The 20,920-nt window shown below is 67.6% G+C and carries 20 protein-coding genes; 7 read left to right on the top strand and 13 right to left on the bottom strand.

Going from position 1 to position 20,920, the window contains the following annotated elements:
- Positions 1 to 6: 6 nt before the first annotated feature.
- On the bottom strand, positions 7 to 1,008 hold the full coding sequence (locus tag AC07WJ_RS35720) for a Bug family tripartite tricarboxylate transporter substrate binding protein (RefSeq protein WP_494939498.1): 1,002 nt from the start codon (positions 1,006 to 1,008) through the stop codon (positions 7 to 9).
- A 241-nt stretch (positions 1,009 to 1,249) separates the two neighbouring features.
- Between AC07WJ_RS35720 and AC07WJ_RS35715 the strand changes: the two genes are divergently transcribed.
- Positions 1,250 to 1,705, top strand: coding sequence for a cupin domain-containing protein (locus AC07WJ_RS35715; protein ID WP_494939497.1), 456 nt, complete (start codon positions 1,250 to 1,252; stop codon positions 1,703 to 1,705).
- 485 nt (positions 1,706 to 2,190) lie between these two features.
- On the opposite strand, the gene AC07WJ_RS35710 is transcribed toward AC07WJ_RS35715, so the two are convergent.
- From AC07WJ_RS35710 to AC07WJ_RS35700, 3 genes are all read right to left on the bottom strand, one after another.
- Positions 2,191 to 2,883, bottom strand: coding sequence for an alpha/beta hydrolase (locus AC07WJ_RS35710; RefSeq protein ID WP_494939496.1), 693 nt, complete (start codon positions 2,881 to 2,883; stop codon positions 2,191 to 2,193).
- A gap of 247 nt (positions 2,884 to 3,130) precedes the next feature.
- Positions 3,131 to 3,412, bottom strand: coding sequence for a DUF2798 domain-containing protein (locus AC07WJ_RS35705; RefSeq protein ID WP_494939495.1), 282 nt, complete (start codon positions 3,410 to 3,412; stop codon positions 3,131 to 3,133).
- A gap of 279 nt (positions 3,413 to 3,691) precedes the next feature.
- Positions 3,692 to 4,957 carry a flavin-dependent oxidoreductase gene (locus AC07WJ_RS35700; protein ID WP_494939494.1) on the bottom strand — a complete coding sequence of 422 codons (1,266 nt, stop codon included), beginning with the start codon at positions 4,955 to 4,957 and terminating at the stop codon, positions 3,692 to 3,694.
- Positions 4,958 to 5,205: 248 nt separating this feature from the next.
- On the opposite strand from AC07WJ_RS35700, the gene AC07WJ_RS35695 reads away from it, so the two are divergent.
- Positions 5,206 to 5,778, top strand: a complete 573-nt coding sequence (locus tag AC07WJ_RS35695; protein WP_494939493.1) for a hypothetical protein — start codon at positions 5,206 to 5,208, stop codon at positions 5,776 to 5,778.
- 50 nt (positions 5,779 to 5,828) lie between these two features.
- Here the strand turns inward: AC07WJ_RS35695 and AC07WJ_RS35690 are convergent, their stop codons facing one another.
- Both AC07WJ_RS35690 and AC07WJ_RS35685 read right to left on the bottom strand, forming a co-directional pair.
- Positions 5,829 to 6,095, bottom strand: a complete 267-nt coding sequence (locus AC07WJ_RS35690; RefSeq protein ID WP_494939492.1) for a hypothetical protein — start codon at positions 6,093 to 6,095, stop codon at positions 5,829 to 5,831.
- A gap of 25 nt (positions 6,096 to 6,120) precedes the next feature.
- Positions 6,121 to 6,486, bottom strand: coding sequence for a hypothetical protein (locus AC07WJ_RS35685; RefSeq protein WP_494939491.1), 366 nt, complete (start codon positions 6,484 to 6,486; stop codon positions 6,121 to 6,123).
- 170 nt (positions 6,487 to 6,656) lie between these two features.
- Between AC07WJ_RS35685 and AC07WJ_RS35680 the strand changes: the two genes are divergently transcribed.
- Positions 6,657 to 7,481, top strand: coding sequence for a polyphosphate kinase 2 family protein (locus tag AC07WJ_RS35680; RefSeq protein WP_494939490.1), 825 nt, complete (start codon positions 6,657 to 6,659; stop codon positions 7,479 to 7,481).
- A 236-nt stretch (positions 7,482 to 7,717) separates the two neighbouring features.
- On the opposite strand, the gene tgt is transcribed toward AC07WJ_RS35680, so the two are convergent.
- The 5 genes from tgt to coaD all read right to left on the bottom strand — a co-directional run bounded on the left by tgt (position 7,718) and on the right by coaD (position 11,694).
- Positions 7,718 to 8,905 carry a tRNA guanosine(34) transglycosylase Tgt gene (gene tgt, locus AC07WJ_RS35675; RefSeq protein ID WP_494939489.1) on the bottom strand — a complete coding sequence of 396 codons (1,188 nt, stop codon included), beginning with the start codon at positions 8,903 to 8,905 and terminating at the stop codon, positions 7,718 to 7,720.
- Positions 8,906 to 10,000 (bottom strand): tRNA preQ1(34) S-adenosylmethionine ribosyltransferase-isomerase QueA, encoded by a 1,095-nt coding sequence (gene queA, locus AC07WJ_RS35670; RefSeq protein ID WP_494939488.1) that lies wholly within the window; start codon positions 9,998 to 10,000, stop codon positions 8,906 to 8,908. It abuts the gene before it with no gap.
- A 64-nt stretch (positions 10,001 to 10,064) separates the two neighbouring features.
- Complete coding sequence (locus tag AC07WJ_RS35665) at positions 10,065 to 10,565, bottom strand: peptidylprolyl isomerase (RefSeq protein ID WP_494939516.1); 501 nt, start codon at positions 10,563 to 10,565, stop codon at positions 10,065 to 10,067.
- A gap of 33 nt (positions 10,566 to 10,598) precedes the next feature.
- Positions 10,599 to 11,153, bottom strand: a complete 555-nt coding sequence (locus AC07WJ_RS35660; protein WP_494939487.1) for a peptidylprolyl isomerase — start codon at positions 11,151 to 11,153, stop codon at positions 10,599 to 10,601.
- A 22-nt stretch (positions 11,154 to 11,175) separates the two neighbouring features.
- Positions 11,176 to 11,694, bottom strand: a complete 519-nt coding sequence (gene coaD, locus AC07WJ_RS35655) for a pantetheine-phosphate adenylyltransferase (RefSeq protein ID WP_494939486.1) — start codon at positions 11,692 to 11,694, stop codon at positions 11,176 to 11,178.
- A 107-nt stretch (positions 11,695 to 11,801) separates the two neighbouring features.
- On the opposite strand from coaD, the gene AC07WJ_RS35650 reads away from it, so the two are divergent.
- Positions 11,802 to 12,965, top strand: coding sequence for a M20 family metallopeptidase (locus AC07WJ_RS35650; RefSeq protein WP_494939485.1), 1,164 nt, complete (start codon positions 11,802 to 11,804; stop codon positions 12,963 to 12,965).
- An 84-nt stretch (positions 12,966 to 13,049) separates the two neighbouring features.
- On the opposite strand, the gene AC07WJ_RS35645 is transcribed toward AC07WJ_RS35650, so the two are convergent.
- Positions 13,050 to 14,438 carry an MFS transporter gene (locus AC07WJ_RS35645; RefSeq protein WP_494939484.1) on the bottom strand — a complete coding sequence of 463 codons (1,389 nt, stop codon included), beginning with the start codon at positions 14,436 to 14,438 and terminating at the stop codon, positions 13,050 to 13,052.
- Positions 14,439 to 14,778: 340 nt separating this feature from the next.
- Between AC07WJ_RS35645 and AC07WJ_RS35640 the strand changes: the two genes are divergently transcribed.
- A complete protein-coding gene (locus tag AC07WJ_RS35640; RefSeq protein ID WP_494939483.1) occupies positions 14,779 to 15,723 on the top strand; it encodes a LysR substrate-binding domain-containing protein in 945 nt (314 codons plus the stop codon).
- Between the two features lie 61 nt (positions 15,724 to 15,784).
- Here the strand turns inward: AC07WJ_RS35640 and gyrA are convergent, their stop codons facing one another.
- Entirely contained in the window at positions 15,785 to 18,544 is a 2,760-nt protein-coding gene (gene gyrA / locus AC07WJ_RS35635) for a DNA gyrase subunit A (protein WP_494939482.1), read from the bottom strand.
- A 208-nt stretch (positions 18,545 to 18,752) separates the two neighbouring features.
- Here gyrA and AC07WJ_RS35630 point away from each other — a divergent pair, with 208 nt between their 5' ends.
- Both AC07WJ_RS35630 and AC07WJ_RS35625 read left to right on the top strand, forming a co-directional pair.
- On the top strand, positions 18,753 to 19,385 hold the full coding sequence (locus AC07WJ_RS35630; RefSeq protein WP_494939515.1) for a MarC family protein: 633 nt from the start codon (positions 18,753 to 18,755) through the stop codon (positions 19,383 to 19,385).
- A gap of 396 nt (positions 19,386 to 19,781) precedes the next feature.
- Complete coding sequence (locus AC07WJ_RS35625; RefSeq protein WP_494939481.1) at positions 19,782 to 20,915, top strand: efflux RND transporter periplasmic adaptor subunit; 1,134 nt, start codon at positions 19,782 to 19,784, stop codon at positions 20,913 to 20,915.
- Positions 20,916 to 20,920 lie beyond the last annotated feature (5 nt).

The following is a 20,920-nucleotide window of genomic DNA, read 5'->3' as shown; positions in this document are numbered from 1 at the left end:
CCGCGGTCAGCCGCGCAGATTGAGGCCTTCGACCTGGCCCTTCATCTCGTCGAAAGTCTTGACGACGAAGGCCTGGTAGGTCGCCGTGTCCATGTAGTCGACCTCCTGGTCGAGCTGGGCCATGACCCGCAGGTGATCGGGATCCTCGATGCCCTTCTTGAAGGCGTCGTGCAGGATCTTGATCACGCCCGGATCCATGCCCTTCGGGCCGGCGAGGCCAAAGGGCGAGTTGGAGACGATGTCGATGCCGCTTTCCTGCAGCGTCGGCACGCTCGGCCAGGATTTCGTCCGGCTCTTGCCCCAGGTGCACAGGAGCCGCAGCTGCCCGCCATTGACCAGCGGCGCCCAGCCGCTCGAATCCGCTTGCGCGGTGACATGGCCGCCCAGCACCGCCGCGTTGGTCTCGGCCGCGCCGCGGAACGGCACATGGGTCCACTTGACGTTTTCGCGCTTGGCGATGTCCATCATGGTGATGTGCAGCGAGGTGCCCGCCCCCGGCGTGCCATAGGTCACCTCGTCCGGCTTGGCGCGGGCGAAATCGATCAGGTCGCGCATGGTCTTGTGCGGGCTGTCGGCCCTCACCGTGACACCGAAGCAATAGCCCGCGACATGGATCACATAGCTGAAATCGGTCAGCGGGTTGAAGCTGACCCGCGTCATGTGCGGCAGGCGGAACATGGTGATCGGCATTTGCGCCAGGGTATAGCCGTCGGGCTTGGCATTGGCCGCCATCTGCGCCGGGCCGAGCGTGCCGCCCGCTCCTGGACGGTTCTCCACCACGATACGTTCGCCGAGATGTTTCTGGGTCGCTTCCGCCAAAGCCCGGAAACCCACATCCGACGAGCCGCCGGCGGTCCAGGGCACGATCAGCGTCACCGGCCGGGCCGGAAAGCGCGGCTGCGCCAGCACGGCCGGCGCGGCGGCCCCCGACAGCACCAGCCCGGCCGAGCCGGTCAGCAGCGTCCTGCGGGACGGAATCCAGGTCTTGGTCGGCACTGGGGGCTTCATCGGGCGCTTCCTCCTCGCGCGGCTTCGGGCAGCAACGGTCTTGGCGCCGTTCGGGCGGAATTCTGCTCCGCATTTTCAATGAGTAGATAGCGCCCGCCCGGCATCTTCAAGGGCGGTCGTCACCGCTCCGGACCAAACTCCAGGGCCCCGCCCGCGCTAATCATACCGGCAATCGCCGGTTGCCCGTGGCCGGGCCTTGGGCTTTGATCCGCTCCGGACATTTGCCAGGGGGAGAACATTCATGCAGCCGATGACCGCAGGGGTCACCAAGGCCGGTACCGGCATCGACGGGATCGTCTGGAACATCATGGGCCAGACCTATGTGCCGAAACAGCTGAGCGAGGGCTCGCTGTCCTGGCACGCCACCTTTCCGCCCGGCACCTTCGTGCCGCCGCACATCCATCCGACCCAGGACGAGTTCATCTACATGCTCGAGGGCCGGCTCGACCTGGTGCTGGAGGGCCGCGATTTCGTCGCCACCGCGGGCGACGTCATCCGGCTGCCGATGGGCCAGGCCCATGGCATCTTCAACAAGAGCGACCAGACCGTGAAATGCTTCTTCTGGGTCACCCCGACCCGCAAGCTCTACGACCTGTTCTGGGGCATTCATTCGCTGCCCGAACAGACGCCGGAAGCGGTCGTCGCCATCTCGGCCAAGCACGAGGTGGTGTTCCTGCCGCCGCCCCCGGGCGCGTGAACGGGCCGAGATCAGAACCACGCGTCATTGTCGGGTCCCGCATCGGTCTCGCGCCCACCACTACCTTCACCTCTCCCGGGCGGGGCTACCGGATGCGCACATCTTTCAGATCAGACCAAATGCGTCATTCTTCGAGATCTCGCGCCGGAACCACCAATCTTTACCTCTCCCCGGCGGGGAGAGGTCGGCCGCATAGCGAGTGCGAACGCATCTCGCGTTCGCTCGATGCTATGAGGCCGGGAGAGGGGGATTTGTAGTTTCAGAACAAGGCGTTCCGCGTTTCATGTGGTGACATCTCGTCAAGCGCCTCGCCCCCTCTCCCGACCACTCGCTACGCTCGCGGTCGACCTCTCCCCGCCGGGGAGAGGTGAAGAGGTGCCCAAACTACGGGCAAGACCGGCACAGCCCTACCTTGGCGTGCCTGTGAACAGACGCCGCTCAGGCAGCCTGCGCCCGGTTCGACTTATCCACCAAGAACCAAACGCTCACGCCACCGCGCCGGCCGCCTCCTCGATCAGTCCGACGATCTCGGCCGCATGCGAGGCCAGCGATGCGTGGCTGGCGTTGAGCGAAATCGTCTTGCGCGCGCCCATGCGGCTGGCCATCCACGCCTCGGTCTCGGGCGGGATCATGCGGTCCTCGGTCGAGACCTGATACCAGCTCGGCTTGCTCTTCCACGCCGGCGGGCCGGCCTTGTCCTCGAAGCAGCGACCGGCGATCGGCTTTTGCGAGAGCGCCATCACCCAGGCCTCGTTCTCATCGAGGTCCTGGCAGAAGCTGTCGCGAAACTTGTCGGCCGCGATCCACAGGAAGCCGTCCTTGTCGGGCCGGATATTGGCGGCGCCCGCCGGTGGCTCGCGCCTGGCGAAGATGCTGCCGAGACTGTCGCCCTCGTCCGGCGCGAAAGCCGCCACATAGACCAGGCCGACGACATTGGCGCCGTGCCCGGCGCCGCTGATGACCGCGCCGCCATAGGAATGGCCGACCAGCAAGGTCGGGCCATCCTGGGCCGCCGCCAGCCGGCGCGTGCGGTCGATGTCGTCGGCGAGCGAGGTCAAGGGGTTCTGCACCGCGGTGACGCGATAGCCCTTGGCGTGAAGCGGCAGAATGACGTGGCGCCAATGCGACCCGTCACCCCATGCGCCATGCACCAGCACGATATTCGGTTTGCCTGCCATCATCGTTCTCCTTGGTCAAAAGAGCGTCGAATGGGCGTGAGAGAACCGGGTTCGCCCGCCTCCGGGGCAGGTCCGCATGACCATGAAAGCTTCCCGCGAGCTTAACCGGCCCGGGCACTATAGCCGCTTTGCGAAGCCGGGTCAGAACGTTGTCCGAGCGGCCGCAAGCGACCCGCGGCCCGCGAGCGGCGGAGGCGAATGCGGCACCGGCCGGGTGCCACATTGCCGTTTCGGGCGGCCGGCCGCCTCAGGGCCGGGGCGTCTCGACCAGCGCGCCGACGATACGCCGGACCAGCGGCAGCACCATCAGCAAGGTCGGGAAGGCCACCAGCCAGGACAGCGCCCAGGCTTCGGCCCATCGGCCGGGGAATTCTGCCGACAGGCCGAGATTGAGCGCCGTCGAGACCGCCGAGACCACGGCGGTCATCAGGATCGACAGCACCAGCGGCATGACCAGGGCGGCATAACGCGGCGGCAGTTTACGCAGGCGGCGACGGCCGCCGGCACGGCTGAATTCGGATGTCATCATGGAAATTCCGTTCACTGGACCGAGCCGCGCCGCGACCTGTCCGGGATAAGGACACGCCGCCCCTGGGGCTCGGAGCCTCCTGGGGATAGCGCGTTGATTCTCGTGAACGCTTACGATCCCGCCGTTCAGCCGGCGCGACGCCGCCGTCATAGCGAGGCCGCAGCCGCGAGGCAACCCGTACCGGTGGCCAGGCCGCACCGCGGACCATACCGAAGATCGATGCCGCGGCGCCTTGCATGAAGGTTTGCCGTCCTGCGCGGCGCGTTGCGCGCCGAGAGCTCAGGCCGCCCTGGCTTGGTTCAGCTTCTCCTGGTTCACCTTCTCCTGGGTGAAACCGGCGGTCGAAGCATAACCGCGGACGATGGCCTTGCGTTCGTCGAAGGTCAGCACCTTGTCGATATCGGTGAAGCCGTCGGGCGCGCGGGCCTCGACCGCATCGATGACGCCCTCCGGCCCGCCGCTGCGGTTCATCCGGACGATCTGGGCGGTCGCCGGCAGGCGCGCCTGCTCATAGGCCCACAGCGCCTGCACCGGATGATCCGCGCCGACCAGCAGATCGGCCAGGCAGCGGGCGTCGAGAATGGCTTGCGATGCGCCGTTGGAGCCGACCGGATACATCGGATGGGCGGCATCCCCCAGCAGGGTCACCCGGCCATGGCTCCAGCGCGGCAGCGGATCGCGGTCGCACATCGGATATTCCCAGAACGCGATGGTCGCCTCGATCATCCGCTGGGCGTCGAGATAGGGGATCGAGAAACGCCTGAGATGGGGCATGAGGTCTTCGAACCGCCCTGGCCGCGACCAATCCTCGCGCCGCGGCGGCGGCGTGCTGCCATCACCTGTGCGGGCGACGACGGCCCAATTGGTCAGCTTGCGGCCGGGCGAAAGCCCTTCGGCGATCGGATAGATCACCAGCTTGGCGTTCATCCCGCCGGCGATCACCATCGAGCGGCCGGTGAGGAATTCCGGCCAGTCGAGGGCACCGCGCCATAACATCAGGCCGTTCCACGCCGGCGGTCCCTCGTCCGGGAACAACCTGGCCCGGACGGTGGAATGGATGCCGTCGGCGCCCACGAGCACGTCGCCGCTCGCCGTGTGATTGTGCCGGCCGTCGCGATCGAAGAAATAGGCGGTGACGCCGGCCTCGTCCTGGCGCCACGACCCGAGCCGGTGGCCGGTGAAGATCCGGCTTTCGCCGAGCCGAGAACGCACCGCCTGGTGGATCACCGTCTGCAGGCGACCGCGATGAATGGAGAATTGCGGCACGTCGAAACCGGCCTCGAGCCCGCGCGGCTCACGCCAGATCTCCTGGCCGAAGCGATTGGTATAGATCAGCTCGTGGGTGCGCACCGCCATCTCGTCGAGCTGCGGCAAGAGGCCGAGGCCCGCCAGTTCCTTGATGGCATGGGGCAACGTGTTGATGCCCACCCCCAGCTCGCGGATCTCGGACGACTGCTCGTAGATCTCGCAATCGATGCCGCGAGCGGTGAGCATCAGGGCGGTGGTGAGCCCGCCGATGCCGCCGCCGACAATGATGGCCTTCATGGATTTCACGCTCCCCAACGCGAAGGCAAGGACAAGCCGCCACTATTGCGACGCGGTCCCGGCGACGCAAGCGGCGGCGAGCCGACATGTCCCGAGAATGACACGAAAATTCAGCTTCGGTTCAGCCAGCTGGCCGGAAGGTTAAGGCCGACCGGATCGGACCGGATCGTCACGTCATCAAGCAGCGGCACCTGAGCCCGCGCGATCTGAGCGCGCGCCGGCGCATGTCCCGCGGTCGGGAGGACATCATGCGCAAGCTCAGCTCACATCTTGGCATCGTCTTCGGCTCCCTTGCCCTCGCGCTGGCGGCCACGAGTTGGGCGGCCCCCGCGCGCGCCGCCGAAGCGCCCCGCGAGCGCGCCGCCCTGGCGCCCCTCGCCGCTCCCGCAGCGCAAGGCCAGCCGATCGAAATGCGCGGCGGCCATCGCGGCGGCGGTCACCGCGGCGGCTTCCATCGCGGCGGCGGCTTCCGCCATGGCGGCTTCCATCGCGGCGGCTGGGGCGGCCATCGCCATTTCGGCGGCGGCTGGGGCCACCGGCGGCATTTCGGCGGCGGCTGGGGCCGGCCAGGCTGGCGCCATCACCATTGGCACGGGCCGCGCTGGCATCGTCCGGGCTGGGGTTATCGCCCCGGCTGGGGCTATCGCCGCCCCTGGGGGCCGGCCTTCGTCGGCGCGCCGATCGGCGGCTGGGGTGGGCCCGCCTGCCGGCGCGTGCTGCGCGTCAACGGCTGGGGCGAGCCGGTCTGGGTGACCCGCTGCTGCCGCGTCGTGGTCACTTATGACGGCTTCCGCCAGCGGGTCTGCCGGCGCGTCTGGTAATCCCGGACAACCCGGTCATTGCGGACCAACCAGGCTTGGCGCCCGCCTGATCAGGTCAGGCGGGCGTCATCCTTTTCCAGCGCACGGGCGATCAGCCAGTCCTCGGCGGTCCGCCCGTCGACCTCGCCGAGCGAGGTCACATAGGCCGCTTCCAGATCGCTCAGGTCCTTGCGAAACACATGGAAGCCCTCGCCCTGGGAGGCGGCCGCTTCGAACGGCGACGCCGCCAGGATGGCCTGCCGCTCGCCAGGCGTCAGCGCCGCGATCCGCTTGCGCAGGGCCCGCGCCGCGCTGTATCGGCGAAACCAGTCGAACATGGCATTCGCTCCTCCGCTCAAATGCTCACGGCGAGCCGCGGACGATCCCGTCCTTGAAGAACACCCGGAACGGCGTCGTGCCCGAGGCGCTGCCGTCCTCGGAGCGCCAGCGGCCCTGGGTGCACAGCGTGCCTCCCTGCACCTCCACCGCCTCGAACTCCACGACATTGCGATAAACCGTGCCGTTCGGCTCGGTCGCGGTGAAACGGGTCGAGCAGGTCTTGCCGACCACGACGGGCCGGTACTCGCCAATCATGATGCCGCCGCCGCCGGTGCTCGGGAAGCTCGGCTGCAGGACCGCCCAGCTCTCGTAATTCTCCTGCGGCTGCGCGCCGGCGGCCGAGGCTGAAAAAACGGCCGTGGCCGCAACGGCAAGGACGAGAATAAGCATGTCGATGTCTCCTCCGTGTGACACGCCGCGACGCGAAAGGTTTCGGCGCAAGGGCATGCATCCCCTCGCCCGCCTGAACACGCCGGGCCGGCGATCGGATGCATGCCCTTGCGCCAGACGCCGGCTCGGCCGAACAATGGGGCCCGCCCATCAGCCACGGTTGCACGCCCATGTCGCATTCCTGTCCCAAGCACCTGAAGCACCTGCTGGTCGCTCCGGGCTCCAAGCTGAAGCTCGACGATGTCGATCCGCGCGAGGTGTCGTTCCTCGGCAAGGAGGACGAGGCCAAGGACAGGCTCGCCGAGGACATCGTCGAAATCGACAAGCTGCAGGACCGGCTCTACGCCGAGGGCAAGAACGCCCTGCTGGTGATCCTCCAGGGCACCGACACTTCGGGCAAGGACGGCACGATTCGCGGCGTGTTCAACACGACCGGGCCGCTCGGCGTGACGGTCACCGCCTTCAAGAAGCCGAGCGAGGAGGAACTCGCCCACGACTATCTCTGGCGCGTCCACATGGCGGCGCCCCGGCGCGGCACCATCGGCATCTTCAACCGCTCGCATTACGAGGACGTGCTGGTCGGCAAGGTGCGCCAGCTCGCCCCGAAAGACGTCATCGCCGAACGCTACGAGCAGATCAACGCCTTCGAGAAGCTCTTGGTCGACAACGGCACCGTCATTCTGAAATTCATGCTGCACATCTCGAAAAAGGAACAGGGCGAACGCCTGCAGGAGCGGCTCGACGACCCCAAGAAGCACTGGAAATTCAACTCGGGCGATCTGGAGGACCGCAAGCTCTGGAGCGACTTCCAGGATGCCTATGAGACGGTGCTGAAGAATTGCTCGACCGATGTCGCGCCCTGGCACGTGGTGCCGGCCGACCGCAAATGGGCACGCAACTGCATCGTCGCGGCGATCGTCCGCGACACCCTGGAGACCATGAACCCGGCCTATCCGAAAATGCCCTGGAAGGCGTCGGATTTTAAGATCGATTGAGGCGGCGGGAGGGTAGAATCAATGCATTCACCTCGCCCCGGCCGGCATTTGATGCGCGTCGAAAACGTGCGCCCCGGGGGTTGAGCGGAACGGATTCTCGCCCGTCGTGGTCTCGCGCGTGATCCACCACCTTCACCTCTCCCCGCCGGGGAGAGGTGGGGGTAGTGGTTCGGCTGCGAGATCTCGAAGCCCCTTATGCAACGGCCTCTGCCTCAGGAAGGGAAGTTCTCGCCCGTTCACCCGCCATAAGGCGCGATATCGCCGCGCTGCCAGCCTTCGCGCACCTCGGCCGCATAATCGGCGAAGCGGCCGGCGGCGATCGCCGCGCGGGCGCCGGCCATCAGGTCCTGGTAGTAGGCGAGGTTGATCCAGGTCACCAGCATGGAGCCGAGCATCTCCTCGGTGCGGATCAGGTGGTGCAGATAGGCCCGCGAATAGTCGCGCGCCGCCGGGCAGGACGAGGTCTCGTCGACCGGCCGCGGGTCCTCGGCGTGGCGGGCATTGCGGAAGTTGAGCTTGCCGAAGCGCGAGAAGGCCTGGCCGTGGCGGCCGTTACGGGTCGGCATGACGCAGTCGAACATGTCGACGCCGCGCCCGATCGCCGCGATCAGGTCGTCGGGCGTGCCCACCCCCATCAGGTAATGCGGCTTGGCGTCCGGCAGATGCGGCATGACCGTCTCGATCATCGCCAGCATCACGTCCTGCGGTTCGCCGACCGCCAGGCCGCCGATCGAATAGCCTGGGAAATCCATCTCGGCCAGCGCCCGGGCGCTTTCGACGCGCAGGTCCGGCTGGTCGCCGCCCTGGACGATGCCGAACAGCGCCCTGCCCTTCGGCTGGCTCTCGAAGGCACGCTTCGAACGCTCGGCCCAGCGGATCGACAGCCGCATGGCCTTGTCGATCACTGCCCGCTCGTTGGGCAGCGCCACGCATTCGTCGAGCTGCATCTGGATATCGGAGCCGAGCAGCCCCTGGATCTCGACCGAGCGTTCGGGCGTCAGCTCGAAACGGCTGCCGTCGATATGGCTCGCAAAGGTCACACCCTGCTCGTTCAGCTTGCGCAGCTTGGACAGCGACATCACCTGGAAGCCGCCGGAATCGGTCAGGATCGGCCCGCTCCAGCCGCCGAAGCGATGCAGGCCACCAAGGGCGGCGACGCGTTCAGCGCCCGGCCGCAGCATCAGGTGATAGGTATTGCCGAGGATCACGTCGGCGCCGAGCGCGCGTACCTGATCCATATACATGCCCTTGACGGTCGCCTGCGTGCCCACCGGCATGAAGGCCGGGGTGCGGATGGCGCCGCGCGGCGTCTGGATCACGCCGGTGCGCGCCGCGCCGTCGCGGCCGTCGATCCGGAACGAGAACCCGGCCGGGGCGTCACCCGCCGGCGCGGCGGCCGGTTCATGATCGAGACGATGCGACATTCAGGGGGCCTCTTTGGGCGAAACGGCCGGCTGGCGGAACAGCAGGCTGCCGTCGCCATAGGAATAGAAGCGATAGCCGGTGGCGATGGCGCGGGCATAGGCCGCCTGCATGGTCTCCAGACCGGCAAAGGCCGAGACCAGCATGAACAGCGTCGAGCGCGGCAGGTGGAAATTGGTCATCAGCACATCGACCGCGCGAAACCGGTAGCCCGGCGTGATGAAAATGGCGGTTTCCGCGGCGAAGGGCCGGATCACGCCGTCCTCGCCCGTCGCGCTCTCCAGGAGCCTGAGCGAGGTGGTGCCGACCGCGACCACCCGTCCGCCGCGCCGGCGCGTCGCGTTCAGCGCATCGGCGACTTCAGCTGTCACCTGGCCGAATTCGGGATGCATCCTGTGATGGGCGGTATCGTCGGACTTGACCGGCAGGAAGGTGCCGGCGCCGACATGCAGGGTGAGAAAATGCAGGTCGACGCCGCGTGCCTTCAGCCGCTCCATCAGCACCGGCGTGAAATGCAGGCCGGCGGTGGGCGCCGCCACCGAGCCCTCGTCGCGGGCATAGACGGTCTGATAATCGGCCCGGTCCTGCTGGTCCTCGGGCCGTTTCGAGGCGATATAGGGCGGCAGCGGGATGTGGCCGACCCGGTCGATCGCCTCGTCGAGAAAGGCGCCGGAGAGGTCGAAGGCGAAGACCACGCCGTCATCGTCCTTCGACACGACGGTCGCGTCCAGCGCGTTGAGGAGACAGGCCTGCGGGGTCTCGCCGAACTGCACGCGGTCGCCGGGCTGAAGCTTCTTGGCGCCCTTGACGAAGGCGAGCCAGCGATCGGGGGCGACGCGCCGGTGCAGGGTCGCCGAGACGCTCGCCGTCGTGCCGTCGCGCCGGCGCAGGCCTTCGAGCTGGGCCGGGATCACCCGCGTGTCGTTGAACACCAGGGCGTCGCCGGGCGCGAGCAGATCGGCCAGATCCCGGACATGGGCGTCGGCGATATCGGCCCCCGGCGCGACCACCATCAGGCGCGCGTCGTCACGCGGGCTCGCGGGCCTGAGCGCGATCCGCTCCGGCGGCAGGTCGAAATCGAACAGGTCGACGCGCATGGCCATCCACAAAGCAAACGGCGCCCGGGCGAGGCCCGGGCGCCGTGGAATCGATCACAAGCTCTCAGAGCTTGGCGATGACGTCGCCATAGGTGGCCAGGTCGTCGGAGGCCATCTTCGCCACGACGATCTTGTCGGGCTCGCGCACCGGCTCGCCGCGCTTGATGGTGTCGACATTGTCCATGCCGTCGACGACCTTGCCCCAGACGGTATATTGCTTGTCGAGGAAGCGGGCGTCGTCGAACACGATGAAGAACTGCGAATTCGCCGAATTCGGGTTCTGCGAGCGGGCCATCGAGGTGATGCCGCGCACATGCGGCTCGGCGTTGAACTCGGCCTTCAGGTCGGGATAGCGCGAGCCGCCGGTGCCGGTGCCGTGCGGACAGCCGGTCTGGGCCATGAAGCCGTCGATGACGCGGTGGAACACGATGCCGTCATAGAAGCCTTCCTTGACCAGCTTCTTGATGTGCTCGACGTGGCCGGGAGCGAGATCCGGACGCATGGCGATGATCACCCGGCCCTTCGTCGTCTCGAGGATCATGGTATTTTCGGGATCGAGAGCCATCATCGGCGTCCTTCTCGTGAGGGTAGGTTCAAATCAGCGGATATCGGCGGCGACGCGCACGCGGATCATCTTGTCGGGATCGCGCACCGGCTCGCCGCGCTTGATCTTGTCGACGGCTTCCATGCCCTGCACCACCTGGCCGACCACCGTGTACTGGTTGTTCAGCGAGGGATATTCCCGGAACATGATGAAGAACTGCGAATTCGCCGAATTCGGGCTCTGCGCGCGGGCCATGCCGAGCACGCCGCGCACGAAGGGCTCACGCGAGAACTCGGCATTGAGGTTGCCGAGCGGCGAGCCGCCGGTGCCGGTGCCGGTCGGGTCGCCGGTCTGGGCCATGAAGCCCTCGATCACGCGATGGAACACGATGCCGTTGTAGAAGCCCTGGCGCGCCAGGGTCTTGATCCGGGCGACGTGGTTGGGCGCGAGATCCGGCCGCAGCTTGATGATGACCTGGGCATTGTCCTTCAGCTCGATCACCAGGGTGTTTTCCGGATCGAGGCCGGCCGGCAGGCGGATCGCCTGGGCGCTCGCCGGCAGGGCGGCGCCGAGTACCAGGGCTTGGGCAAGGAAGAGACGACGTTTCACGATGGAATCTCCGACGAAGAGGTCAGCCCCGCTTGGGCGTCCCGTTGGGCACTTTGGCGTCCAGCGCGCTGGCGACGGCGGGCGGCACGAAGCTTCTGACATCGCCGCCCATCAGCGCGATTTGACGCACCAGCGTGGCGGTGATGGGGCGGACGCTGGGGGAAGCGGGAAGAAAAATGGTCTGCACGTCGGGCGCCATGCCGGCATTCATGCCCGCCATCTGCATCTCATAGTCGAGATCGGTGCCGTCGCGCAGGCCGCGGATGAACAGGGTCGCGCCGACCCGCTGGGCCGCCCAGACCGCGAGGTCGTCGAAGGTAATGGTCCTGAGCACGCAGTTCTCGGCGATCGCCACCGGGCCGCAGACCTCTTCCAGCAGCGCGACGCGCTCGGCGGCCGAGAACAGCGGCGCCTTGCCGGGATGAACGCCAATGCCGATCACCAGCTCGTCGGCGAGCCGGCAGGCGTGGCGGATGACGTCCAGGTGGCCATTGGTCACCGGATCGAACGAGCCCGTATAGAGCGCAATGCGTCTGGTCATGGATGATCGCTTAACGAAGCGGATCAGGAGACGCAAGGGAACCATGCCCGCGACGCGTTGCGCTCCACCCCCGGCATGGAAACAATGCGCGCCGAAGGAGACCCCTGATGGCCGATAGCAACGAAACCCGGATCACCCAATGGCTGAGCGAGCAGCGCCAGGCGATGCTCGACCTGCTGCGCGACGTGGTCGACACCGATTCAGGCTCCTATGACAAGGCCGGCGTCGACGCCGTCGGCGCCCATTTCGAGCGGTTCCTGGCCAATAACGAGATCGAAAGCTGGCGCGAGCCGCATGGCGTCTTCGGCGACGCCATTCATGCCAAGGTCGGCGAACCCGGCGCCAATGAGAAGCCGATCCTGCTGATGGGCCACCGCGACACGGTGTTTCCCAAGGGCGAGGCCGGCCGGCGGCCCTTCACCATCGAGGGCACCCGAGCCTATGGACCCGGCGTGTCGGATATGAAATCCGGCATCGTGATGAACCTGTTCGTCGCGGCCGCCTTCAAGAAATTCGGCGGCGCGCCCTGCCCGATCAAGCTCCTGATCACCTCGGACGAGGAGATCGCCTCGCCCTCGTCGCGGCCGGTGATCGAGCGCGAGGGCCGCGCCGCCCGCGCGGTCTATAATTCCGAGCCTGGCCGACCCACCGGCAATGTCACCACCGGCCGCAAGGGCGGTGTCTTCATGCGCTTCGACATCACCGGCAAGGCGGCCCATTCCGGAGGCAATTTCACCAGCGGCATCAGTGCTATCGCGGAGCTTGCTCACAAGATCGTTGCGATCCACGCGCTGACCGATCTCGCCAAGGGCATCACTCTGAATGTCGGCCTGGTCTCGGGCGGCCAGTCGGTCAACACCACCGCGCCCCACGCCGAGGGCCAGATCGATATGCGCTATATCGACCCGGCCGACCGCAAGCGCACACTGGAGGCGATCGAAAGGATCATCGCCGGCGCGACCGTGCCGGGCACCACCGCGAAACTGCATATCAACGGTGAATTCCTTCCCGTTGTGCAAACCGAGGCGTCCAAGGCGATCTTCACCGCCTACCAGGTCGCGGCGAAGGATGCCGGCCTGACCGTCGACGGTGAATTCTCCGGCGGCTGCGCCGATTCGGGTTTCACCGCTTCGGTCGGCACGCCAACCATTTGCGGCGTCGGGCCGGTCGGCGGCAATGCCCATACCGTCGAGGAATATATGGACGTCGACACCATGGTGCCGCGCGCCCAGGCACTGGCCTTGTCGATCCTGCGCACTCAGGTCGACTGACCGCCAGGCCGCATCGGCGCGCCCCCTGGAGGGTCCGCGCCGATGCCGGCGAACCTGCGCCTCGTCCATGCACCGCGCGGGCAGTCATTTTACCGGCTGCCGCAGCAGCACCATGGCCGCCGTGCTCCCCGCCATGGCCGCGGCGGCCGCAAGGACAAAGGCCCGGGCAAAACCTTCCGCCGTCACATCGAGACCCTGCGCTGCGCCGAGCGCCGCGATGCCGATGGCAAATCCGGCCTGACGCAGGACGACGGTGACCGCCGAGGCCATTCCCGCTTGCGCCGGCGGCGCCAAGGCGATCACCACGCCCGACAGTTGCGGGTTCACCAGGCCGGCGCCGACCCCGATACATCCCATGCCGGCGAGCACAACGCCGAAACCCATGGCGGTGCCGCCGCCCACGGCGGCGCCGGCCAGCACCAGGTCCCCCACGGCGACGAGCGCCAGCCCGGTCGCGAACAGGCGCCGCCAGCCCCAACGCGCCATGAGGCTCGCGCCCACGGGCGGCAGGGCCAGCATGGGCAGCGTCGCCGCCAGCATGGCAAGCCCCGCCTGCCCTTGCGATAGCGCGAAGCTGTTGCGCAGGAACAGCGGCAGATAGACCAGCATCGCCCAATAGCTGACCGACATGGCAAGCAGCAGCGCCGCGATGCCGAACATCGCCGGCCGCACGAACAGGTCCGGGTCGAGCATCGGTCGCGGCTGGCGCCGTTGCTGCGCGACGAAGCCGGTCGCGAGACAGGCACTGGCCAGCAAACCGAGCCATAAGCCGCCGGGCCTATGGTCCCCCTCGAGCAAGCTCGTAACGGCGAGGCCGAGGGCCGATGTCAGCAGCGCCACGCCCGTCAGGTCCAGAGCCCGGCCATCCGCGTCCCGGTTTTCCAGGACGACCCGTGGCACGGCGAACGCGATCAGCAGGCAGATCGGCAGGTTGGCGAGGAAGATCCAGCGCCAGCCGAGCCAAGACCCGACCAGGCCGCCGAGCGTCGGCCCGAGCGCCATGGCCGCGCCGGAAATGACCCCCATCAGGCCGAAGGCCCGGACGCGCCCGGCCGGCTCGGGATAAGCACCGGCGATCGACGCCATCGCTCCGGTGATGACAAAGGCAGCCGCTGCGCCCTGAACCACCCGGGCGGCCCAGAGTGAAGGCCCGTCCCAGGCAAGACCGCAGCCGAGCGACGCCAATGCGAACAGGATATTGCCGCCGAGCAAGGCGCGGCGCCGGCCGTGCCGGTCGGCGAGCGCCCCGGCCACCAGCAAGAGCCCGGTGAAGGCCAGGCTATAGGCATCCATCACCCAGGCAAAACCGGCCAGGCCGAAGCCGAGATCCTCGCCGATCGCCGGCATGACCACGACGACCGCGGTAACGTCGAACTGGGTCAGGAAGGCCGCCATGGCGAGCGCGAAAGCCGGGGCGAGAGCGTGTCCGCGCCAGCGCGCCGAGACGGCCGGGACGGCGTCGGAATTGGACATGGAAGACCTCTGGGATTGGGCAATGGCATCCACACGCGCAAGGACGTTGGTGCCTGGCACTGCGGGCAGCCGTCCTTCGAGGCTCGCGCAAGGGCGCGAGCACCTCAGGATGAGGTGGGTGGGGATTGGCATCGAGGGCAGCGCAAAATGCGCTCAATCGGATGAGCTTCATGAGCAACGCCAATGCGATACCGAAACAATCCTCATCCTGAGGTGGGAGCGAAGCGACCCTCGAAGGACGGCCGACCGCAGTGCCGGACACCGAGTGTCTCCGGGGGGTGGACACTTCAAACCTCGCAGCTCCGCCATGTTGAAGCCAACACCAAGAGTTCACTTCGACATGAATCTCGTTCATGTTGCTTCGATGCGAACCTTGCCTCCCTTCGACGCCCTGGTCGCCTTCGACACCGCCTTGCGCCTGCGCAGCATGACGCTGGCGGCGGCCGAGCTGGGCATTACCCAGAGCGCCATCAGCCATCGGCTGCGCCGGCTCGAGGGTTTCGTCGGCGCGGCCCTGTTCAGCCGCTCTGGCGCCGGCCTCGATGCCACCCCGGCCGGCACGGCCCTGGCCGCCGGCCTCGCCGAACTGCTCGACGGACTGGCCGATTTGCGGGCCCGCTGCCGCCAGGCGATCGCGCCGGCCGGGCTCAGGGTCGGTGTCGGCTCCGCGCTTGCCGACTATTGGCTGGTGCGCCGGCTGCCCGGCTTCACGGCAGCCCATCCCGGCATCGCGATCGAGCTCGCCATCGTCGACAGCGAGGCTCAGGCCCGCGCGCCCGATGTCGATGTCCAGGTGCTGTGGATGCCGGCCGGCACCGCCCGCGCCGCCTCCACCCAGCGCTTGCTGTTCGAGGAACAGGTCTTTCCGGTCTGTCACCCCCGGCTCTTGCCCGACGGCCGGACCTTGGCCGATCCGGCCGATCTCGCCGGCCTGCCGCTGCTGCACAAGGGTCTGGCCGGCCGCACCGCCGCCGAATGGTCCTGGCCGGTCTGGTTCGAGCGGCTCGGCCTCTCAGGCGCGCCACCCGCGGCCCTGCGTTTCGGCACCATCGGCACGGCGATCACCGCGGCTTTGCAAGGCGCCGGCGTGGTGCTCGCCCGCTCGCTGCTGGTTCACGACGCTCTCGCCGAGGGCCGGCTCGTCCGCGTGCTGCCCGCCACCTGGGACATGCCGTCGAGCAAGGCCCATATCGTGCGCTGGCCGGCAGCGCTCAGCGGCGACCCGCGCGTCCGCGACTTCGTGCCCTGGCTGGCGGCGGAGGCGGACAGGACGGTCGGGAAATGATGAGCGCAAAAACCCTCGCCCGCTCGCGGGCGAGGGCTTGCGCGTGGCCACGCCCGGGCGATCAGCCCTCCGGCGGCGCCTCGGGGGCGTCGCCATTGCCTTCGGCCTCGCCGTCCAGGACCTCTTCGTCGCCCTCGCCCTCATCGGTGATGCGCTCCACCGACACGACCTTTTCGGTCTCGTCGGTGTTGAACACGATCACGCCCTGGGTCGAGCGACCGGCCACGCGGATGCCGTCCACCGGGCAGCGGATCAACTGGCCGCCATCGGTGACCAGCATGATCTGGTCCTTGTCCTCCACCGGGAAGGACGCGATCAGGCGGCCATTGCGTTCGTTCACCACCATGGCGACGATGCCTTTGCCGCCGCGGCCGGTGATGCGGTACTCGAAGGTCGAGGTCCGCTTGCCATAGCCGTTCTCGGACAGCGTCAGCACGACCTGCTCGGCCGCCGACATCTCGGCGTAGCGCTCCGGCGACAGCTCGCCGGTGCCGACGGCTTCCTCGTCGTCGCCGCCCTCTTCGCCGGTCACCGCCCGGCGCATCTTCAGATAGGCCGAGCGCTCCTCCGAGGTCGCCTCGAAATGGTTCAGGATCGCCATCGAGATGATCCGGTCGCCTTCGGCCAGCGAAATGCCGCGCACGCCCATGGAATCGCGGCCCTTGAACACGCGGACCTCGTCCACCGCGAAGCGGATGCACTGGCCGCCATCGGTGGTCAGCAGCACGTCGTCATGCTCCGAGCAGACCGCGACATTGACGATGGCATCGCCCTCGTCGAGCTTCATGGCGATCTTGCCGGCGCGGTTGACCTGGGCGAAGTCCGACAGCTTGTTGCGCCGGACCGTGCCGCGGGTCGTGGCGAACATCGCGTCCAGCGTCTCCCAGGTGGTCTCGTCCTCAGGCAAGGGCAGGATCGTGGTGATCCGCTCGTCCTGTTCCAGCGGCAGGAGGTTGACGAAGGCCTTGCCGCGTCCCTGGGGGGTCGTCAGCGGCAGGCGCCAGACCTTCAGCTTGTAGACCTGGCCCTTGGACGAAAAGAACAGCATGGGCGTGTGGGTATTGGCCACGAACAGCCGGGTGACGAAATCCTCGTCCCGGGTCTGCATGCCCGAGCGGCCCTTGCCGCCGCGCCGCTGCGCCCGATAGGTCGACAGCGGCACGCGCTTGACGTAGCCGGTATGCGAGACGGTGACGACCATGTCCTCACGCTGGATCAGGTCCTCGTCGTCGAGGTCGCCGCCATGTTCGAGGATCTCGGTCTTGCGCGGCGTGGCGAACTCGTTCTTCACCGAGGTGAGTTCGTCGCGAATGATGTTCTGGATGCGCAGGCGCGACCGCAGGATGTCGAGATAATCGACGATCTCGTCGGCGAGCTTCTTCAGTTCGTCGCCGATTTCGTCGCGGCCGAGAGCGGTCAGGCGCTGCAGGCGCAGGTCGAGAATGGCGCGCGCCTGGGTGTCCGACAGCTTGTAGGTGCCGTCGTCGCGCATCGGATAGCGCGGGTCGTCGACCAGCTGGATCAGGGCCGCGATATCGACGGCGTTCCAGTTCGGCGCCATCAGGCGCTCGCGCGCGGTCGCCGGGTCCGGCGCGGTGCGGATGATCCGGATGACTTCGTCGATATTGGCCACCGCGATCGCCAGGCCGCACAGCACATGGGCGCGTTCGCGCGCCTTGTTGAGCAGGAACTTGGTCCGCCGGCTGACCACCTCTTCGCGGAAGGCGATGAAGGCGACGATCAGGTCCTTGAGGTTCATCACCTCCGGACGGCCGCCGTTCAGCGCCACCATGTTGCAGCCGAAGCTGGTCTGCAGCGCGGTGAAGCGGAACAGCTGGTTCAGCACGACATCGGCCACCGCGTCGCGCCTGAGCTCGATGACGACGCGCATGCCGTCGCGGTCGCTCTCGTCACGGAATTCGGCGATGCCCTCGACGCGCTTCTCGCGCACCAGTTCGGCGAGATGCTCGAGCATCTGCGCCTTGTTCACCTGATACGGGATCTCGGTGACGATGATCGCCTCGCGCTCCTTGCGCACGGTCTCGATCAAGGTCCGCGCCCGCATCACCACCGAGCCGCGGCCGGTTTCGTAGGCCGAGCGGATGCCCGAGCGGCCGAGGATCAGGCCCGCGGTCGGGAAATCCGGCCCCGGAATATGTTCGAGCAGCTCGTCGATCGTGATTTCCGGGTTGTCGATGGTCGCCAGACAGCCATTGATGACCTCGCCGAGATTATGCGGCGGGATATTGGTCGCCATGCCCACCGCGATGCCGCCGCCGCCATTGACCAGGAGGTTGGGGAAGCGCGCCGGCAGAACCTTCGGCTCATGCTCGGAACTGTCGTAGTTGTCCTGGAAGTCGACGGTCGCCTTGTCGAGATCGGAGACCAGCTCGCCGGCGATCTTCTGGAGACGGACCTCGGTATAACGCATGGCCGCCGGCATATCGCCGTCGACCGAACCGAAATTGCCCTGGCCTTCGACCAGCATGACGCGCATGGAAAATTCCTGCGCCATGCGGACCAGCGCGAAATAGACCGACTGGTCGCCATGCGGATGGTATTTACCGATGACGTCGCCGACCACGCGCGCCGACTTGCGATAGGGCTTGTTCCACTCGTAGCCGTTCTCGTGCATCGAATAGAGGATGCGCCGGTGCACCGGCTTCAGCCCGTCGCGCACGTCGGGCAGCGCGCGGCTGACGATCACGCTCATGGCGTAATCGAGATAGCTGCGGCGCATCTCGTCGGTGATCGAGATCAGGCGGATTTCGGTCGGATCCGAGGGCGTCGAGCCCGCGGGCGTATCGTTGTCGTCAGCCAAGGAGTTCAGTCCAATGAGGCAGGATCAGGAAGCCTGCTGGTAGCTTTGTTTCTAGCCGATTCCTTGACGCGGGACCAATCGAATCGCCCCGTGCGGCGCCGCCATTTCCGACATGTTTTCAATATGTTGCGGAAAGCACCTCGCAGCCTGTGGACGAACCTGTCACGAAAAGGGCACAAAGGCGCCGCCGCGGCCGCGCCCGGGAGCGATCATGACGGTGGATTTCCTGACCAATGCGCTCGTCACGCTGCTCGTGATCGTCGAGCCCCTGGCCCTCGTCCCGATCTTTCTCGGCGTCACCCAGGGCTTCTCCGCCGACCAGCGCCGGCAGGTCGCCTGGCGCGCCAGCCTGATCGCCTTCGTCGTGCTCGCCGCATGCGCCTTCTTCGGCGACTGGCTCCTGCGCAAACTGGGCATTTCACTGCCGGCCTTTCGCATCGCCGGCGGCCTCCTGCTGTTCGTCATCGGCTTCGAAATGGTCTTCGGCCTGCGCGCCGACCGGAAAGGGGCGGTCGACAAGCAGGTGATCGACCGGGATCACATCGTGCGCGTCGCCGCCTTTCCCATGGCCATCCCGCTGCTCGCCGGCCCCGGCGCGATCGCCGCGACCTTGCTGATTTCAGGCCAGGCGGCGGGCGATGCCGGCCTGATGGCCGGGCTGATCGGCGTGCTTGCCGTGGTGCTGCTGGCCTCCTGGGCTTGCCTGCGCGTCGCCGAGCGGGTCAACACGCTGCTCGGCACGCTCGGCAATGTGGTGGTTTCCAGGCTTCTCGGCATTCTGCTGGCGGCGCTCGCGGTGCAATTCGTCATCGACGGCGTGCGCGCGGCGATCCGCGGCTAGCGACGCGTCCGCATCGCCGACACATGGGCTTCACGAGCCCGCTGCATAAGCCCGCTCCGACGTCGCAACCGGCTGAAATCCGGCCGTCACCGGGCCGCCCCGCTGCCTGCCGGCTCCGCGGCGGCCTGGGCAGCGCCAGGTCCGGCGCACCACCTCGGTCGCCGGCAGCAACATATAATTACAATATACACGAGCAATTTACCCCCCGGCGCGAGCGCAATTGAATAAACTCCCTCGCTTCGTGAAGAGATCGACGAAAGAGCATCGATGCACAAGAATTATGGGTCCCGATTAAAAATTAGGCCGCTGCTATCTATCGTCGCATGCGGAATAACCCTGATGTTCTTGTCTTTGTTCTTCATATTGTCGTTTGGCGAAGAACAGAGTCGGGCCACGGTGAGCGCGCCGCCGCCGCCACCGGTGACCGTCGTGCGCCTGCGTCCGCAGCCGGTGACCATCGAGACCGTCCTGCCCGGCCGCGTCGCGCCCTTCCAATCCGCCGAAATTCGCCCGCAGGTGAGCGGCGTCCTGCAGGAGCGCCTCTACCGCGAAGGCGAGGCGGTCAAGGCCGGCCAGCCGCTGTTTCAGATCGATCCCGCGCCCTATCGCGCGGCGCTCGCCACGGCCGAGGCCACCCTGGCGCGCGCGACCGCGACCCTTGACGCGGCCCGGGCACGGGCCAGCCGTTACGAGCAGCTCGTCGCCCGCGACACGGTGAGCCGTCTGGACTTCGAGACGGCCATGGCGACCCAGCGCCAGGGAGAGGCGGATGTCGCCTCGGCGCACGCGGCGGTCGACAGCGCTCAGATCAATCTCGCCCGCACCCGCATCGTCTCGCCGATCGACGGGCGCACCAGCCGGTCCGCGCTCACCGTCGGCGCGCTGGTCACGGCGAACCAGGCGGCCCCGCTGCTGACCGTCACCCAGCTCGACCCCGTCTATGTCGACCTGCCCCAGGCGGCCGATGCGCTGCTGCGCCTGCGGCGGGACCTCGACGAGGGCCGGCTGCGGTCCACGAGCGAGGGCGGCGCCGAGGTTCGCCTGGTCCTCGGTGACGGCACGGAACATCCGCATCGCGGGCGCCTCCAGTTCTCCGAGGTCACCGTCGCCGCGGATACCGGCTCGGTCACGCTGCGCGCCACCTTTGCCAACCCGAACGGCGTGCTGATGCCCGGCCTCTTCGTCCGGGCCCGGCTGGAGAGCGGCGTGGTCGACGAGGCCTTGCTGGTGCCGCAACAGGCGGTGACCCGCAACCAGCGCGGCGAGGCCACGACCCTGGTGCTCGACACCGACGGTACCGTCCGCCAGCGCGTCATCCAGACGCGCCAGACCATCGGCAACAAATGGCTGGTCGACGACGGTCTCGCCGCCGGCGACCGCGTGGTCGTCGAAGGCCTCCAGCGCGTGCGCGACGGCGTGCGGCCGGAGGTGCGCGAGACCACGGTCGAGGAAATGGACCGGCGCGGCGCGCCGGTCCTCGGACGCGCCGAGCTGATGCCGCCCGCCTCCGCGACGCAGCGCGGGCTCTGATCAGC

It is taken from the genome of Phreatobacter sp. GW821-FHT04C01, from assembly GCF_059420385.1.
Note: the sequence above shows the minus strand (reverse complement) of the source record. Positions and strands in the feature narration are given on the sequence as shown.